Here is a 16419-nt window from a genome sequence, read left to right as displayed (position 1 = left end):
TCCAGGCAAAAGCCGGGGCAACGGCAAACCGGCGTGACAAGGCGAGGCCGGCGGCGACAATGTGGGAGGGGGAAATGTGGGAAGGGGAAATGTGGGAAGGGGAAGAAGTGGAGGTTTCTGTTGCCAGGTACCTCCGAACCCCGCCTAGAAGTGCGAACCTCTAGGGCTTAATTTGAAGCTATCGCACAGCTTACGCTGCGAGACGTGCTTCCGCATAGTTGTCGTTTGCAACTACAAGTTTAGCCCGATAACGGTGGTACTATGCCGGGCAAAAGTCCGATCTTTACACCCTCGTCGATCCTATTTCGCCCCCAGCAAAAACCGTCGCTCACTTGCACGGCAGCTTTTGGTGGAGGCGCCGGGTACCGCCCCCGGGTCCGAATGGCTTATTTCATCGGCAGTTTATCGCCATAGTCAGTCAAGCTGACGTCCCGAATATAGGGAGGCCGGGCGAAAAAGGAAAGGCAGGAACAGCAAGTCATAACAGCCATTCGCAACAGATTTGTGAGGCCACGCGAATAGGCAGGGTTGACTCGCGCGATGCGCGAACCGAAGCTCCGGCCGCTGGGGATGTCCGTGATGCACCTGAACCGGTCAACGCCGGTCCCCTGCGGGAGATGAGATCAATTCGTCGACGAGGGGAATTCACATGACCGACTATCTTGCAGACGTGAAGAAGTACGATGCGGGCGCCAAGGAAGAGGTGGTGACCAAGATCGTCAAGCACCTGGGCATCGCGCTCAGGAACCGCGATTCTTCGCTTGTCTCGTGCACCGACCCCAAGGAACTCGATCGCGTAAAAGCCGGCTGGATTGCCAAGAAGCTCGGCGTCGAGGATGAAAAGAAGGCGGACGGCGCACTGGAGAAGGTCTGCAAGGCAATGTCGGCCGACAACACCAAGAACCGCGTTACCTTCTATTACCTGGTCGCCAAGGACCTGGGCAAACTCGGCTCGCTCTGAGCTACTCCTGAAACCTCGACCATTTCGACGCCGGGCGGATGCCCGGCGTTGGTATTTCAGGCATTAGCTGTGCGATGACGGGCTGTGCCGCGGTGCTTTCGTTGCCTGGGATGGCTTTGGTCCGCTATGATCAAAAGCCCTCCGAATCGAGCCCGACCGATGCGCCAGTATCTCGACCTTCTCAGCCATGTCCTTGAAAACGGCAGTGACCGCGGCGACCGCACCGGTACCGGTACGCGCTCGGTGTTCGGCCATCAGCTGCGTTTCGAACTGGCGCACGGCTTTCCTGTCGTCACCACCAAGAAGCTGCACCTGAAGTCGATCATCCACGAACTGCTGTGGTTCCTCGCCGGCGACACCAACATCAAATACCTCAACGACAACGGCGTTTCGATCTGGGACGAATGGGCGGACGAGAACGGCGACCTCGGCCCGGTCTATGGCAAGCAGTGGCGTTCGTGGCCGACGCGCGACGGCGGCGAGATCGACCAGATCGCGCTGCTGCTCAACCAGATTCGCAACAACCCCAATTCGCGCCGGCTGATCGTCTCGGCATGGAACCCAGAAGAAGTCGATGCCATGGCTTTGCCGCCATGCCACTGCCTGTTCCAGTTCTATGTCTCGGACGGCAAGCTGTCGTGCCAGCTCTACCAGCGCTCCGCCGACATCTTTCTCGGCGTGCCGTTCAACATCGCATCCTATGCGCTTTTGACGATGATGGTGGCGCAGGTAACGGGGCTGAAGCCTGGCGATTTCGTTCACACGCTCGGCGATGCGCACATCTACCACAACCATTTCGACCAGGCGCGCGAGCAGCTGACGCGCACGCCCAAGACGTTGCCGACGATGTGGATCAATCCCGAGGTGAAGGACCTGTTTGCCTTTCGCTTCGAGGATTTCAGGCTCGAGAACTACGTCGCCGACGCCACGATCCGCGCGCCGATCGCGGTGTGAGGCTGCGCTGCGGCCTGCTATTCGTGGACAGGATTGATATGGGCCGGGGCGAGATTGAGCGTGCCCCGTCGAAGGTCGAGTGAGAAGGAAGCGGCGGCAGATGGATTTGGCGATCTACGTGGCGATAGCCGAGAACGGCGTCATCGGGCGCGACAACGGCTTGCCGTGGAAGCTGTCGACGGACATGCAGCGCTTCAAGGCCGACACGATGGGCAAGCCGATCATCATGGGGCGCAAGACCTGGGAGAGCTTTCCCAGGCGTCCGCTGCCGGGGCGGCTGAACATTGTCGTCACCCGCGACGAAAATTTTCGCGCCGAAGGCGCCGAGGTCGTGCATTCGCTCGATGACGCCATCACGCTTGCCACCGCCAAAGGCCGCTGCATGCCCGGCGTCGGTGAAATCTGCGTGATCGGCGGCGGCGAGATCTACCGCCAGGCACTGCCGCTGGCTGACCGCCTGCATGTCACCCATGTCATGACATCGCCCGACGGCGACACGCGCTTTCCCGCGATCGATCCGGATATCTGGGCGGTCGCGCGCGCCGAAGATTTCCCTGCCGGCGAAAAAGACAGCCATGCGACACGCTATGCGGTTTACGAGAAGCGCCACAGCGTGCATTGAGGGCTTGGTTTCATACATATGTAGTGAAATCCGCGGCACTTAAGGGCCATCGCGTTGAAAGCGCTTGCCCGCATCCCTATAGATGGTGTCAGTAATTGCGCGGCCGTCTCAGGCGCGGCTGTCATGGTTTCGTAGTCGAAAGGACATTCATGCCCTGGAACAATCAAAGTGGAGGCGGCGGCGGTGGCCCTTGGGGTGGCGGCGGCGGCAATAATGGAGGCGGCGGTCCCTGGGGGCAGGGACCACGTCCAAGCGGACCGCAGGGTTCGCCTCCCGATCTCGAGGACATCATTCGCCGCGGCCAGGACAAGCTGAAGCGGGCGCTGCCGGGTGGCGGCGGTTCGACCGGCCTGCTGTTCGGCCTCATCGGTGCTGGCCTGCTCGCCTTCTGGGCGTTCCAGTCGGTCTATACGGTTCAGCCTGACGAGTTGGCTGTCGAACTGCGTTTCGGCAAGCCGAAGCAGGAACTGTCGCAGCCAGGCCTGCACTTCCATTGGTGGCCGATCGAGACGGTCGAAAAGGTCAACACGGCTGAAAAGCTCGTCGATATCGGCGAAGTCCGTGGCAGCACGTCTTCGGGCCTGATGCTTTCGGGCGACCAGAACATCGTCGACGTCAAGTTCTCCGTCGCCTACCAGGTCTCCAACCCACAGGCCTATCTGTTCAACGTCTCCGAACCCGACATCATGGTTCGCCAGATCGCCGAAAGCGCGATGCGTGAAGTTGTCGGCCGCCGTCCGGCGCAGGACATCTTCCGCGATGACCGCCAGGGCATTGCCGGCGGCGTGCGCGACATCATCCAGGCGACGCTCGACGATTACGGCGCGGGCCTTTCGGTCAACGCGATCTCGATCGAGGATGCCGCACCGCCGCGTGAAGTGGCCGATGCGTTCGACGAAGTGCAGCGCGCCGAGCAGGACGAAGACCGCTTCGTCGAGGAATCCAACCAGTATTCCAACCAGAAGCTCGGCCAGGCGCGCGGTGAAGCAGCGCAGGTCCGCGAAGATGCGGCTGCCTACAAGAACCGCGTCGTCCAGGAAGCCCAAGGTGAGGCGCAGCGCTTCATCTCGGTCTATGACGAATATGCCAAGGCGCCCGACGTGACCCGCAAGCGCCTCTATCTTGAAACGATGGAAAAGGTGCTTCAGGGCTCCGGCAAGGTGATCGTCGAGCAAGGTAGCGGCCAGGGCGTGGTGCCTTATCTGCCGCTGCCTGAACTGCAGAAGCGCGCTCCGGCGGCGGGAGGCAACTGATGTCCAATCGTCTTCCCCTCATCGGCGTTCTCGCCGCTATCATCCTGTTCCTGGTCTGGTCGTCGATCTTCGTCGTCAACGAGCGCCAGCAGGCCATCGTGCTGCGCTTCGGCGAGATCGTCGACGTCAAGACCGACCCCGGTATCTACTTCAAGGCGCCGTTCTCGATGTTCGAGGCCGACAACGTGCAGGTCATCGAGGACCGCGTGATGCGCCTCGACCTCGACGACATCCGCGTCCAGGTTTCGGGCGGCAAGTTCTACGACGTCGACGCCTTCATCGCCTACCGCATCAACGATGCGCGCAAGTTCCGCTCGACGGTGTCGGGTAGCGTGGAGTTGGCCGAACAGCGCCTGCGCACCCGTTTCGATGCGGCCCTGCGCCGGGTCTACGGTGTGCGTGGCTTCGAATCCGCACTCTCGGAAGAGCGCACGGCAATGATGCGCGAGGTTCGCGACCAGCTGCAGCCTGACGCGACGTCGCTTGGCCTCGAGATCCAGGACGTCCGCATCCGCCGCACCGACCTGACCCAGGAAGTGTCGCAGCAGACCTTCGACCGCATGAAGGCCGAGCGTCTGGCCGAAGCCGAAAGGCTGAGGGCACGCGGTCGTGAAGCGGCACAGCGTATTCGCGCCCGTGCCGACCGCGAAGTGGTCGAGATCGTCGCCGAAGCGCAGAAGGAATCGGAAATCCTGCGCGGTGAAGGCGAAGCCCAGCGCTCCGCCGTGTTCGCCGATGCGTTCAACCGCGATCCGGAGTTCTTCGACTTCTACCGTTCGATGAGCGCCTACGGCACCGCGCTGAATGCCGACGGCACCACGATGGTGCTGTCGCCGGAATCGGAGTTCTTCCGCTACTTCCGCAACCCCGACGCCAACAAGGCAACGCCGGCGCCAGCCGCCGGCGCTGCCGCTCCTGCCGCCAGCAACTAAGCAGTGCGGGACTTTATCGTCGCCATGGGCCTGGTCCTCGTCATCGAGGGCCTAGTCTATGGCGGCTTTCCTTCCGCGGCCAAGAAGATGGCCGCGCAGGCGGCCGAAATGCCCGAGGCGGTGCTGCGGACAGTCGGTCTTGCCGCGATCGTTATCGGTGTCGGTGTCGTCTGGCTCGTCAGGGGATAACGGACGATTTATCCGGTGCCGGTAGCAATGGCCGCAAACAGGCCTTATTTGTTTCCATCATGACGCTTCGCGCTCGGACGGCCCGACGCGACCAATGCCATGACAGCCCGGGAGGCTTCCCTGATGATTTCCACGCCCCTTTTGCGCGCCATGCGAAAGGCCTCTCTGGCCGCCACCACCGCGCTGATGATCGGCGCCGCGGTCGCACCATCCTTCGTCACAGCTGCATCGGCGCAGGGACCGGAATCGGTCGCCAACCTTGCCGAAGGCCTGCTGGGTGCGGTCGTCAACATCTCGACATCGCAGACCGTCAAGGGCTCTGAGGGCGGGGATGACGAGAACGCGGTCCCGATGCCGCAGCTTCCGGAGGGTTCGCCGTTCCAGGACTTCTTCGACGAGTTCTTCAAGAACCGCGAAGGCCAGAATAATGGCGGCTCGCAGAAGGTGCAGTCGCTCGGTTCCGGCTTCGTCATCGATGCAGAAAAGGGCATTGTCGTCACCAACAACCACGTCATCGCCGATGCCGACGAGATCGAGGTCAACTTCTCCGACGGCTCGAAGCTGAAGGCCGAGCTGGTCGGTACCGATACCAAGACTGACATTGCGGTGCTGAAGGTCGACCCCAAGCTTAAAAAGCTGACGGCGGTGAAGTTCGGCGATTCCGACAAGATGCGCATCGGCGACTGGGTGATGGCGATCGGCAACCCGTTCGGCCTCGGCGGCACGGTGACCGTCGGCATCATCTCGGCGCGCAACCGCGACATCAATTCCGGCCCCTATGACGACTTCATCCAGACCGATGCCGCGATCAACCGCGGCAATTCGGGCGGACCGTTGTTCAACATGCAAGGCGAGGTCATCGGCATCAATACCGCGATCATCTCGCCGTCGGGCGGCTCGATCGGCATCGGCTTCTCGATCCCGGCCGAGATTGCGGTTGGCGTGGTCAACCAGTTGGCTGAGTTCGGCGAGACCCGCCGCGGCTGGCTCGGCGTGCGCATCCAGCCTGTGACCGACGACATCGCCGAGAGCCTCGGCATGGCGACTGCCAAGGGCGCGTTGATTGCCGGCATCATCAAGGGCGGGCCGGTCGACAAGGGCCAGATCCTGCCCGGCGACGTGGTCATCAAGTTCGACGGCAAGGATGTTGTCGAGATGCGCGACCTGCCGCGTGTCGTTGCCGAAAGCCCGGTGGGCAAGGCCGTCGACGTGGTGATCGTGCGCAAGGGCGTCGAGCAGACCGTCAAGGTCACGCTCGGCCGGCTCGAAGATGGCGAGAAGCTGGCCGAAGGCGAGGCCGCCAAGCCCGAAGAAGGTGCCGATCAGGGTGCCGAGGTTGCCGCGGCAAGCGTGCTCGGCATGACCATCGGCGAACTCAACAGCGATGCCCGCGCCAAGTTCGGCATCGCCGCCGAGGTATCAGGGGCGGTGGTGACTGCCGTTGCCAAGGATTCGGCGGCAGCCGAGCGTGGCATCGTCGCCGGCGAGGTGATCACCGAGATCGCCCAGGAATCGGTGTCGACGCCGAAAGAGGTGATGGACCGTATCGCTGCGCTCAAGGAACAGGGCCGCAAGAACGCGCTCTTGATGCTGGCGTCGAAGACGGGCGAACTGCGGTTCGTGACGATCCGCATGGACTGAGTCCGGAAATCCGGGCAAGTTCCTGAAAGACAAGAAAAAGGCGGCTAGTTGGCCGCCTTTTTTTGTTGCCATTCGGCTTGCGATAGCCGGTAGAACACGTGGCGCCTGAGCGCCGGATGCGTGTCGGGTACGCGTGGGTGGTCGAAGTCACGGGATGGAACCGCCTGCATGCCGAGGCGCCGCATGACTGCCGTCGAGCGGTTGTTGTTCCACACGGCGAAGGACACGACTTGGTCGTCGCCGATCACCTCGAAGGCATAAGCGAGCCAGGCGTCTGCTGCTTCGGTGACGTAACCCTTGCCCCAGAACTCGGGCGCAAGACGCCAGCCGATCTCCAGCGTGCCCTTGGCAATGAATGGCTCTAGGTCCGTGCGCAGCAGACCGACGAAGCCGATGCATTCGCCTGACGTGGCGATCTCTGCGGCAGCGAAGCCGAAGCCGTCGCGCTCGACGCCGGTGGCCAGGCGATCGAACAGTTCGTCGCTCTCGGCGCGGCTGCGCCGCATGCCGAAGAACTCCATCACCTGGTCGTCCGAATTGATGCGGTGGAAGAGGTCGCGGTCGCGTTCTTGCCAGTTGCGCAGGATCAGGCGTTCGGTGCGGATCGGTTTCATCTGGTAAAATCGGTGCGGCTGTAGCCCTGGAGGTAGAGCAGGGCGGTGAGGTCGGAATTGTCGATGCGGAGCTTGGCCTGGGCAGCCACCGACGGCTTGGCGTGAAGGGCGACTCCCGAGCCGGCAAGGTGGATCATGTCGAGGTCGTTGGCACCGTCGCCGACGGCGATGGCGTCGGTCGGGGTCAGGCCGAGGCGCGCGGAAATTTCGTTCAGCGCATCCGCCTTGGCGGCGCGGCCGAGGATCGGCTCGGAAACCTTGCCGGTGAGGCGGCCATCGGCCTCGATCAGGTGGTTGGCGCGGTTTTCGTCAAAGCCGAACTTGGCGGCGATGCGCGAGGTGAAGACGTCGAAGCCACCAGAGACGAGTGCCGTGTAAGCACCGTGCGCCTTCATGGTGGCGACCAGCGTCAGGCCGCCCGAGGCCAGCGTCAGCCTGGTTTCGATGATGCGGTCGATGACCGAGGCGTCGAGGCCGGCAAGCAGGGCGACGCGCTCGCGCAGCGCCGGCTCGAAGGCGATCTCGCCATTCATCGAGCGCGCGGTGATGTCGGCGACACGGTCCTTGACGCCAATCTCGTCGGCGAGCTCGTCGATGCATTCCTGGTCGATCATCGTCGAATCCATGTCGGCGATGAGGATCTTTTTCCTACGTGTCGCGTTGTCCTGGACGGCGAAATCGATGGCTTCGTCAGAGAGGACGGCGGCGAGCGCCGTATGCGCGTCGTCGGCCGAAAGTCCCTGTGGTAGGGCGATGTCGCAGGCGACAGCCTCGGCCAGCCACACAATGGCGCTTGCGCCGAGGGCGCGAGAGGCCTTATCGGCAAGGGACGGAGCCAGCAGGGCGCGGTCCGGATGGGAAATCAGCGTGGCGATCAGCGGCATCGAACATTCCGGAACTAGCGAGGGGCGCATCAAGAACGCGACCCTGATAGCCGGGCCGACCGCCAGCGGCAAGTCAGCGCTGGCGCTTCAGCTTGCCGAGCGCGACGGCGGTGTCATCGTCAACGCCGATTCGATGCAGGTTTATGGCGTGCTCGACGTGCTGACGGCGCGGCCAGCCGCTGGCGACCTAGAGCGCGCGCGCCATTTTCTCTACGGCCATGTCTCGCCGGCGACCGCCTACTCGACCGGCAGCTGGCTGCGCGACGTCGCTGTCGTGGCCGACAGCGGGCTGTTTGCCGAAAAGCCGCCGATCTTTGTCGGCGGCACCGGGCTCTATTTCCGGGCGCTGGCCGAAGGTATGTCCGATATGCCCGACATTCCTGCCGAAATCCGCGAGCGCTGGCGCTGGCGCCTCAACGAGGAAGGTGCGCCCAGGCTGCACCGCGTGCTGATGAGCGTCGACAGCGCGGTTGCGATGCGGCTCAAGGCCAGCGACGGCCAGCGCATCGTGCGGGCGCTGGAGGTGCTGGAGGCGTCGGGCCGCTCGATCCTGAAATGGCAGGCCGACAAGGGGCATCCGATGATCGACCTGGCCACGGCGCGCTTCATTGTCATCGAGCCGGAGCGCGAACTGCTGATCAAGCGCATTGACCAGCGTTTCGACAGGATGATCGAGGCCGGCGCGCTGGACGAGGTCAAGGAGATCAGCGCGATGCGGCTTGCGCCCGAGTTGCCGGCGATGAAGGCGATCGGCGTGCGCGAACTGGCGGCGGCAATGGCCGGTGAGATGTGCTTCGAGGAGGCGATCGAGCGCGCCAAGATCGCGACACGGCAATATTCCAAGCGGCAATCGACGTGGTTCCGCAACCAGTTCGGGCCGGAATGGCAAAGGATCGGCGGCGAGGCCGGCCGCCAGCCGGGCGCGACCGATGCATAGGAAGTGCCGTTAAGGATTAACCCTCCGTAAGGCGCGGCATGGCATAAGTGCGATTGGGGGTTCCACTAGGATTGCCATGCGCTTTCACCGGGCTGAAGCGGCGTTTTTCATCTTCAGTGCGCTGATCTTGTCGGCGGCGCTGGGCATCTTCTATGCCTGGGGCCAGATTCAGGGATCGGCCGAGGCACTTTACACGCCAGGCTGGGTCCAGAGCGTCGAGGCAGTGGAGCGGCTGCTGTTCATGATCGCGCTGCTTTTGAGCGGCACGCTCGTCTACGGCGTGTTCTTCATATTTCCGCAGATCCGCACCCAGGTGAAGGAAGGCGGCGAACTGCGCGAGATGACAGCGTCGTTGAGTGAGCGTTCGCGCACCCTCGAGCAGGCAGCACTTACCGACGGGCTGACCGGAATGCAGAACCGGCGCTATTTCGACGATGCGCTGAGGGAGTATCTCGGCGAGTTCCGCCGCATCGATAGGCCTGTCGGGCTGATGATCCTCGATCTCGATCATTTCAAGCAGGTCAACGACACCTACGGCCACGACGCGGGCGACGAGGTTCTGCGCTCGGTCGCCAAGTGCCTCAAGAGCATGACCCGCTATCACGACGTGGTGGCGCGCCTCGGCGGCGAGGAATTCGCTATCGTTGCGCCCAACATGGACATCGAGCTTCTGCAGCGCTTTGCCGAGCGCATGCGCAAGGCGATCGCCGGCATGGCGATTGAGACGGGTGGTGCCCAGCTCAACGTGACGTCCAGCTTCGGCCTCGCCTTGTGGGACCGCGAAGAAACCGCCGAAGAGTTCTATCGCCGCGCCGACAAGCAACTCTATGAAGCCAAGCGCCAGGGGCGCAACCGCGTCTGCGCGTGAGGCGTGCCCACCTTTAGATGAAATCGTCCACGCTGGACAGGAACTGTTCCGGGGCCTCCAACTGCGGCATGTGGCCGACCCCCGGGATCGTCTCAAAGGCGGCCCGAGGCATCAGCGCGTGAAGGGCTCTCGCTCGCGCGAGCGGGATCCACGGGTCGGCTTCACCCCAGACGATCTTCACCGGACAGCGGACCTCGCCAAACATCGGTTCAATCTCGGCCGTGTAATGCTCGTCGGCCTGGGCGAACTGCCGGTAGAAGCTCGCCGCGCCGTCTTCTGTCAGCCATGGAGCGACCAACCCGTCGATATCATCATCCGCAATCGCGCCAATAAGGGCGCCCTTGATGTAGGCCTCGACCAGTGCGCGGTGGATATGGGCTGGCAAGCCCTGAAACGCCTCCACATGCTTGCCCATGTGATCGAAGAACTCGGAACCCCACGGACGCATCGCCACGATGTTCATCAGGACATAGCGTTCGTAGTTGCACCCATGGAGAAGGTGCGCACGCAACGTTGCCGCGCCGCCGAAATCGTGGGCTATGACGGACGGGCGCACAAGGTGCCAGTGCGCGAGCATTTCTGCGAATATCTTGCCTTGGACGTCGAGCGAAGTCTGCTGCGCGGCCGCCTTGTCCGATTGGCCGTAGCCCGGCATGTCGTACCAGTGAACCCGATACCGGCGCGCCAGTTCAGGAATGACCCTGTGCCAGGAGAAGGACGACCACGGCCAGCCATGCGCGAGCACAAGGTCCGGACCGTCGCCAGTGCGGCCGGCCCGGACAAGGCCAGCGCTGGTTGAAACCGTTTCGTTGAGCGACCAGTTGCCCATCGCCGATTCTCCGCTGTTGGTCGGACCGCTCCATGGTTGGCGTTGGTGAGCGTTGTGTCATGGATCAGTGCAAACTGCTGACTGCGCCAGCCGCCTCATCCATCGTAAGCGTGTTTCTGCGCAACTTGCCGCTAGACGTCTTTCGTCAACGCGGCAACACTGCTCCCATGCGCCGCGAGACGCGGCGGCGAAGACAGTGCAGAGGAGGAGGACGACGAATGGACGATGCAGATCGGTGGCGAAACATGGCAAGTGCGCCAAGGGACGGAAGCCGGATCTTGGTCACCGTGCGGCCGTCCGAACAGGGCCCGGCTGAGGTTGACGTTGCCTATTGGGCCCGGCCCGACGCGTTCGGCATCGAAGGCTGGCGCGCCGGGGATTCCTATCCGGGTTGCATCATCGGTTATGCCGATCCGGAGCTGAAGTGCTGGATGCCGCTGCCGAAAGCCAATCTGAGCAAGAACTCACCCGAGATGCCAACGCCCTGGGAAGGCGAGGACGAGGAACAGCTGGACGGATCCGGTATTTGAGGACGCGCAGCCGGCGTGCCGTAGCGTATTCATGCCGGACTGTCGCTTGCACCTGTGAGCCCGTTCAGCCTTGCGGCGGGCGGCCGCCAAAGGTCGAGGGACGCAGGCCGAAGCGGGTGTCGAAATCGTCGTCCGGCTGCGGCCGAGGAGTTGCTGCCGGTTTGCGGTAGTCGCTGTCGCCGGCTTGGCGCTGGACATCGACGACCTCGGCAAAGCCGAGTGCCGCGGCCTGGGGTTTCGGAACGTTGCGCAGGCGCTCGACGATGGTAGCCAGGTCGACGTCGTCGCCGCTGCCGGTCGGCGCTTCGGCGGCCCGCTTGCCGGTGCCGGGGATGAGTTCGTCCGCGAGCTTCTCGAACTTCAGCCGCATGGTGGTGGCGACACCCTCGCCGAAGGCGATGGCTTCGCGCTGGCCCATCGAGGACAGGAAAGAAAGCGTCGAGGCCGAGGAATCGGCGATTGCCGAGCGGATGATTGCCTGGTCCTGCTCGTTGGCGAGGCGCATTGCGAAGACCGTCGAGCATTGCGACAGGATCGTCGGGTCGAGCTCGCCCGGGCGCTGGGTGACGACGCCGAGGTAGCAGCCGTATTTGCGGCCTTCCTTGGCGATGCGCGACAGCGCGTGGCGGGTCGGCGCGAAGCCGAGGCGGTGGTCGGCGGGCATGTAGCGGTGGGCTTCCTCGCACAGCAGAAGCAGCTTGAGGCGGCCTTCGCTCCACAGCGCCAGGTCGAAGGCGAGGCGGGCGAGCACCGAACAGACCGAATTGACGACTTCGGAGGGCATGCCGGCCATTTCGAAGCAGGTGACCGGGCGGCCATGCGTCGGGACGCGGAAGATGTTGCCGATGGTCTCGTGGATGGTGTCTTCGATCAGGCGCGAATGGAACATGAAGCGGTAGCGCGGGTCGGCCAGCGCGGACTCGATGCGGGTGCGCAGCGACTTCAGGATCGGGCGTTCGTTCTTCGATTCGAGCAGGCCCATGCGTTCGTCGATCTGCTTGATCAGGTCGGCGATGCGGTAGGGTACGGGCGTGTCGGCGGTCAGTGCGTCGACGCCGCGGCGCAGGAAGGCGCCGCCTTGCGGGCTGCGGTAGAGGTTCTTGGCGACCGGGATGAGGTCACGCAGCACGTCGATCTCGTCGGCATCGGTTTCACGGCCGCGAAACAGCACTTCGGAGAATTCCTCGAGGCGGAACAGCCAGAACGGCAGGTCGAGCGAATTGGAATCGACCTTGACGCAATGTTCCGGCAGCGATGCTGCGAATTCGTTGTGCGGATCCATGATCAGCACGCGCAGGTCGGGCCGCGCGGCGATCGCCTTGCGCAGCAGAAGCGAGACGGCGGTCGACTTGCCGACGCCTGTCGTGCCGACGACGGCGAAGTGGCGGGCAAGGGTTTCGTCGATGGCGATGCAGGCGTCGATGGTGTCGTCCTGCGACAGCTGGCCGATGGTGACGGTGCGGCGGCCGGCAAGGTCGTAGACCGCCTGGAGGTCGCGGCTGCGGATGCGGTGGGCGATGGCGCCGATATAGGGATAGACGGTGATGCCGCGGTCGAACACCGGGTGCTTGTCGGTGCCGACGTCACGGACTTCGCCGATCAGCTCGACATTGACCTCGATGGGGTTGTCGCCTTCGCTGCTCCACGAACGGTCCGACTTGGCGATGGAATAAACGAGGCCGATGGTGCGGGTTTCACCGAGATTGATGCAGATCATGCGGCCGACGGTCCACAGACCTATGGTGTCTGCGCCGCCTGCTTCAGCGTAGGCGCTGATGACTGCGCGCGCACCGTCGCACTGCACGACATGGCCAAGGATACGGGCATCGTCCTGTTTCGGATCGCGCCGCTCCTGCGAGGTGGTTTCTCCGCCCTCGGCCTGACGTTCGAAGTACATCGCAGTAAATCCCCCAGTTCTGACCAGAGAATAGCGCAATGCCGTTAAGGTCGCGTGATGGTGGATGGTGTAGCGCCGGTTAAGGGCAACGATCGAATTGGAGCTTTTCGACCCTGCGCCTGACGTTGCGGAAAATTTGTGGCGGCCCGGTTGACAGCGCGCCGTCTCGCGCACTAACGTCCGCGCCCATGAACAAGACACTCATTCTCGTAGTAGGATTGCGCGTGGGCAAGGCGGTGTGACCGCCGGGCGAAATCCCCCCATGCGCAAATGTGAAGGCTCCCTCGGGGGCCTTTTTTATTGCCCGAAACAGGACTAAACGAGCAGCAACCGCCGAAAACGGCGAAGGAAAGACGGGACGGACCGATGAGCGGACATAGTGATAGCGGACGACGCGAAATGACCGGCGCCGAGATGGTGGTGCAGGCGCTGAAGGACAATGGCGTCAAGCACCTCTTCGGCTATCCCGGCGGCGCCGTTCTTCCGATCTATGACGAGCTGTTCCAGCAGGACGACGTCCAGCACATTCTGGTGCGCCACGAGCAGGGTGCCGGCCATGCCGCGGAAGGTTATGCGCGTTCGACCGGCAAGGCCGGCGTGATGCTGGTGACGTCGGGCCCGGGCGCCACCAATGCGGTGACGCCGCTGCAGGACGCGCTGATGGATTCGATCCCGCTGGTGTGCATCACCGGCCAGGTGCCGACCTCGCTGATCGGCTCCGACGCCTTCCAGGAGTGCGACACCATCGGCATCACCAGGCCGTGCACCAAGCACAACTGGCTGGTGAAGGACGTCAACGACCTGGCCGCGATCCTGCACGAGGCCTTCCATGTCGCAACGACGGGCCGTCCCGGTCCGGTGGTTGTCGACATCCCCAAGGACGTGCAGTTTGCCAAGGGCATCTACACGCCGCCGCAGACCGCGCCGCGCACCTCCTACCAGCCAAAGATCCAGGGCGACCTGGAGAAGATCAAGGAAGCGGTGGCGCTGATGGCAGGCGCCAAGCGCCCGGTCATCTATTCCGGCGGTGGCGTTGTCAATTCCGGCCCGGAAGCAAGCCAGTTGCTGCGCGAACTCGTCGACCTGACCGGTTTCCCGATCACCTCGACGCTGATGGGCCTTGGTGCCTATCCGAAATCGGGCAAGAACTGGCTCGGCATGTTGGGCATGCACGGTAGCTACGAAGCCAACATGGCGATGCATGACTGCGACGTCATGGTCTGTATCGGCGCGCGCTTCGACGACCGCATCACCGGCCGCCTCAATGCCTTCTCGCCGAACTCCAAGAAGATCCACATCGACATCGATCCGTCGTCGATCAACAAGAACGTGCGCGCCGACGTGCCGATTCTGGGCGATGTCGGCCGCGTGCTCGAAGACATGGTGCGGCTGTGGCGGGCGACCGCCAAGGCGGACAAGAAGACGCTGTATCCGTGGTGGGAGCAGATCGCCAAGTGGCGCGCGCGCGACAGCTACGCCTACAAGCACAACAACGACGTGATCATGCCGCAATACGCGATCCAGCGGCTGTATGAGCTGACCAAGCACCTCGACACCTACATCACGACCGAAGTCGGCCAGCACCAGATGTGGGCCGCCCAGCATTACGGCTTCGAAAAGCCGAACCGCTGGATGACCTCGGGCGGCTTGGGCACGATGGGCTACGGCCTGCCGGCGGCACTGGGCGTGCAGATCGCGCATCCCGAGTCGCTGGTCATCGACATTGCCGGCGATGCCTCGGTGCAGATGTGCATCCAGGAGATGAGTGCTGCACTTCAGTACAATGCGCCGATCAAGGTGTTTATCCTCAACAACTCCTACATGGGCATGGTGCGCCAGTGGCAGCAGCTGCTGCACGGCAACCGGTTGTCGCATTCCTACACCGAGGCGATGCCCGACTTCGTCAAGCTGGCCGAGGCCTATGGCGGCCACGGCATCCGCTGCGACAAGCCGGACGAGCTGGACGATGCGATCAAGGAGATGATCTCGGTGAAGAAGGCGGTGATCTTCGACTGCCGCGTGGCCACGCTCGCCAACTGCTTCCCGATGATCCCGTCGGGCAAGGCGCATAACGAGATGCTGCTGCCCGACGAGGCGACCGACGAGGCGGTGGCCAACGCCATCGACGCCAAGGGCCGCGAGCTGGTGTGACGAACCGCGTGCGGCCTTCGGGGAAGGCCGCACAATCAACGAGTTGGCGCAATCGCCTGAGATCGAGATTCATCTTATGAACGCACAGCTACAGCCCACCGGTTCGGCCTACTTCATCGCCAAGGAAACCGAGAAGCCGGAAATCCACACCCTATCGGTGCTGGTCGACAATGAACCGGGCGTGCTCGCCCGCGTCATCGGCCTGTTTTCCGGCCGCGGCTACAACATCGAAAGCCTGACCGTCTCTGAGACGGAGCATGAAAAGCACCTGTCGCGCATCACCATCGTGACGCGCGGCACCCCGCATGTGCTCGAGCAGATCAAGCACCAGCTCGAACGCATCGTGCCGGTGCACCGCGTCGTCGACTTGACCGTCATGGCACAGGAACTGGGCACCGGCGGTGCGCTGGAACGCGAGCTGGCTCTGGTCAAGGTTTCGGGCACCGGCGACGCCCGCGTCGAGGCACTGCGCCTGGCCGACGCCTTCCGCGCCAAGGTGATAGACGCCAACACCGAACATTTCATCTTCGAGCTGACCGGGAAGGTGTCGAAGATCGAGCAATTCATCGCCATCATGAAGCCGCTCGGCCTCGTCGAGGTCTGCCGTACTGGCGTAGCGGCGATGAACCGCGGCCCGCAGGGGATGTGAGGGCAGGGCACGGTTCCTCGACCTCGCCACATTGTGGCGGGGCAGTCGCCAGCAGCCTGAGGTTGTCCGGAGGTGATTGCAGGAACATCCGGGCGGTGTAGTTTCCGGGCGTGCAAACTCAACTCCGCGGCCGCAAGATGAATGACCTGACCGACCCGGACCTGTGGAACAAGATCGCCAGTTACGACTTCGACGATCCGCAAGCCGAAGCTCCGTTCTCAGTGCGACTGGCCCGGGAGAATGGCTGGGCGCCGGTACGTGCAAAGGCGGCGATCGATCAATACAGGCGCTTCATCTACCTCGTCTGTATTTCGGATGGCATGCTCAGCCCGTCGCCCGACGTCGACAGGGTCTGGTACCTGCACCTGACCTACACCAAGGACTACTGGAATCGCTTCTGCGACGAGACGTTGGGGCAGGAGGTCCATCACTATCCCAGCCGTGGGGCGAGCGAGAGCCAGGGCGCTTCGCTGGCCCAGCGGCCCGGGTAAAGTGGAGGTTGCCGGGA

Annotated in this window: 17 protein-coding genes and 1 other RNA gene; 13 read left to right on the top strand and 5 right to left on the bottom strand. The window is 63.3% G+C overall.

Features of this window, described 5'->3' with window-relative positions:
* Window positions 1-106 precede the first annotated feature (106 nt).
* Window positions 107-467: a transfer-messenger RNA gene (ssrA, locus tag IHE39_RS21620) on the bottom strand.
* Window positions 468-649: 182 nt separating this feature from the next.
* On the opposite strand from ssrA, the gene IHE39_RS21615 reads away from it, so the two are divergent.
* The 7 genes from IHE39_RS21615 (at window position 650) to IHE39_RS21585 (ending at window position 6552) form a co-directional block, all read left to right on the top strand.
* Window positions 650-961, top strand: a complete 312-nt coding sequence (locus IHE39_RS21615; protein WP_192567917.1) for a DUF2853 family protein — start codon at window positions 650-652, stop codon at window positions 959-961.
* Between the two features lie 159 nt (window positions 962-1120).
* A complete protein-coding gene (locus IHE39_RS21610) occupies window positions 1121-1915 on the top strand; it encodes a thymidylate synthase (protein ID WP_192567916.1) in 795 nt (264 codons plus the stop codon).
* Window positions 1916-2015: 100 nt separating this feature from the next.
* Window positions 2016-2537 carry a dihydrofolate reductase gene (locus IHE39_RS21605; RefSeq protein ID WP_192567915.1) on the top strand — a complete coding sequence of 174 codons (522 nt, stop codon included), beginning with the start codon at window positions 2016-2018 and terminating at the stop codon, window positions 2535-2537.
* Window positions 2538-2686: 149 nt separating this feature from the next.
* Window positions 2687-3790 (top strand): FtsH protease activity modulator HflK, encoded by a 1104-nt coding sequence (hflK, locus tag IHE39_RS21600; RefSeq protein WP_184767175.1) that lies wholly within the window; start codon window positions 2687-2689, stop codon window positions 3788-3790.
* On the top strand, window positions 3790-4722 hold the full coding sequence (gene hflC / locus IHE39_RS21595; protein WP_192567914.1) for a protease modulator HflC: 933 nt from the start codon (window positions 3790-3792) through the stop codon (window positions 4720-4722). The genes hflK and hflC overlap by 1 nt, the downstream gene beginning before the upstream one ends.
* A 3-nt stretch (window positions 4723-4725) precedes the next feature.
* Complete coding sequence (locus IHE39_RS21590) at window positions 4726-4911, top strand: DUF2065 family protein (RefSeq protein WP_192567913.1); 186 nt, start codon at window positions 4726-4728, stop codon at window positions 4909-4911.
* A gap of 123 nt (window positions 4912-5034) precedes the next feature.
* Entirely contained in the window at window positions 5035-6552 is a 1518-nt protein-coding gene (locus IHE39_RS21585) for a DegQ family serine endoprotease (protein WP_192567912.1), read from the top strand.
* 44 nt (window positions 6553-6596) lie between these two features.
* Here IHE39_RS21585 and IHE39_RS21580 read toward each other — a convergent pair whose 3' ends face one another.
* Entirely contained in the window at window positions 6597-7166 is a 570-nt protein-coding gene (locus IHE39_RS21580) for a GNAT family N-acetyltransferase (protein ID WP_192567911.1), read from the bottom strand.
* Window positions 7163-8050, bottom strand: a complete 888-nt coding sequence (serB, locus tag IHE39_RS21575) for a phosphoserine phosphatase SerB (protein WP_192567910.1) — start codon at window positions 8048-8050, stop codon at window positions 7163-7165. Before serB ends, IHE39_RS21580 begins: the two co-directional genes overlap by 4 nt.
* Between serB and miaA the strand changes: the two genes are divergently transcribed.
* Both miaA and IHE39_RS21565 read left to right on the top strand, forming a co-directional pair.
* The gene (gene miaA / locus IHE39_RS21570; RefSeq protein WP_192567980.1) at window positions 8040-8987 is read left to right on the top strand and encodes a tRNA (adenosine(37)-N6)-dimethylallyltransferase MiaA; all 948 of its coding nucleotides are present in this window, start codon (window positions 8040-8042) and stop codon (window positions 8985-8987) included. The genes serB and miaA overlap by 11 nt on opposite strands.
* 76 nt (window positions 8988-9063) lie before the next feature.
* Window positions 9064-9855 carry a GGDEF domain-containing protein gene (locus IHE39_RS21565; protein WP_192567909.1) on the top strand — a complete coding sequence of 264 codons (792 nt, stop codon included), beginning with the start codon at window positions 9064-9066 and terminating at the stop codon, window positions 9853-9855.
* Window positions 9856-9868: 13 nt separating this feature from the next.
* On the opposite strand, the gene IHE39_RS21560 is transcribed toward IHE39_RS21565, so the two are convergent.
* A complete protein-coding gene (locus IHE39_RS21560; RefSeq protein ID WP_192567908.1) occupies window positions 9869-10684 on the bottom strand; it encodes an alpha/beta fold hydrolase in 816 nt (271 codons plus the stop codon).
* 218 nt (window positions 10685-10902) lie between these two features.
* On the opposite strand from IHE39_RS21560, the gene IHE39_RS21555 reads away from it, so the two are divergent.
* Window positions 10903-11214 carry a hypothetical protein gene (locus IHE39_RS21555; protein WP_184767183.1) on the top strand — a complete coding sequence of 104 codons (312 nt, stop codon included), beginning with the start codon at window positions 10903-10905 and terminating at the stop codon, window positions 11212-11214.
* Window positions 11215-11278: 64 nt separating this feature from the next.
* Here IHE39_RS21555 and IHE39_RS21550 read toward each other — a convergent pair whose 3' ends face one another.
* Window positions 11279-13111, bottom strand: coding sequence for an ATP-binding protein (locus IHE39_RS21550; RefSeq protein ID WP_184767184.1), 1833 nt, complete (start codon window positions 13109-13111; stop codon window positions 11279-11281).
* Window positions 13112-13477: 366 nt separating this feature from the next.
* Between IHE39_RS21550 and IHE39_RS21545 the strand changes: the two genes are divergently transcribed.
* The 3 genes from IHE39_RS21545 to IHE39_RS21535 all read left to right on the top strand — a co-directional run bounded on the left by IHE39_RS21545 (window position 13478) and on the right by IHE39_RS21535 (window position 16402).
* Window positions 13478-15262 carry an acetolactate synthase 3 large subunit gene (locus IHE39_RS21545; protein WP_281397455.1) on the top strand — a complete coding sequence of 595 codons (1785 nt, stop codon included), beginning with the start codon at window positions 13478-13480 and terminating at the stop codon, window positions 15260-15262.
* 76 nt (window positions 15263-15338) lie between these two features.
* The gene (ilvN, locus tag IHE39_RS21540) at window positions 15339-15911 is read left to right on the top strand and encodes an acetolactate synthase small subunit (protein ID WP_184767185.1); all 573 of its coding nucleotides are present in this window, start codon (window positions 15339-15341) and stop codon (window positions 15909-15911) included.
* A gap of 137 nt (window positions 15912-16048) precedes the next feature.
* Entirely contained in the window at window positions 16049-16402 is a 354-nt protein-coding gene (locus IHE39_RS21535; protein WP_192567907.1) for a glycine-rich domain-containing protein, read from the top strand.
* Window positions 16403-16419 lie beyond the last annotated feature (17 nt).

The organism is Aminobacter carboxidus, assembly GCF_014863355.1.
Classification (GTDB): Bacteria; Pseudomonadota; Alphaproteobacteria; order Rhizobiales; family Rhizobiaceae; genus Aminobacter; species Aminobacter carboxidus.
This window is presented reverse-complemented; position numbering and strand designations above follow the sequence as displayed.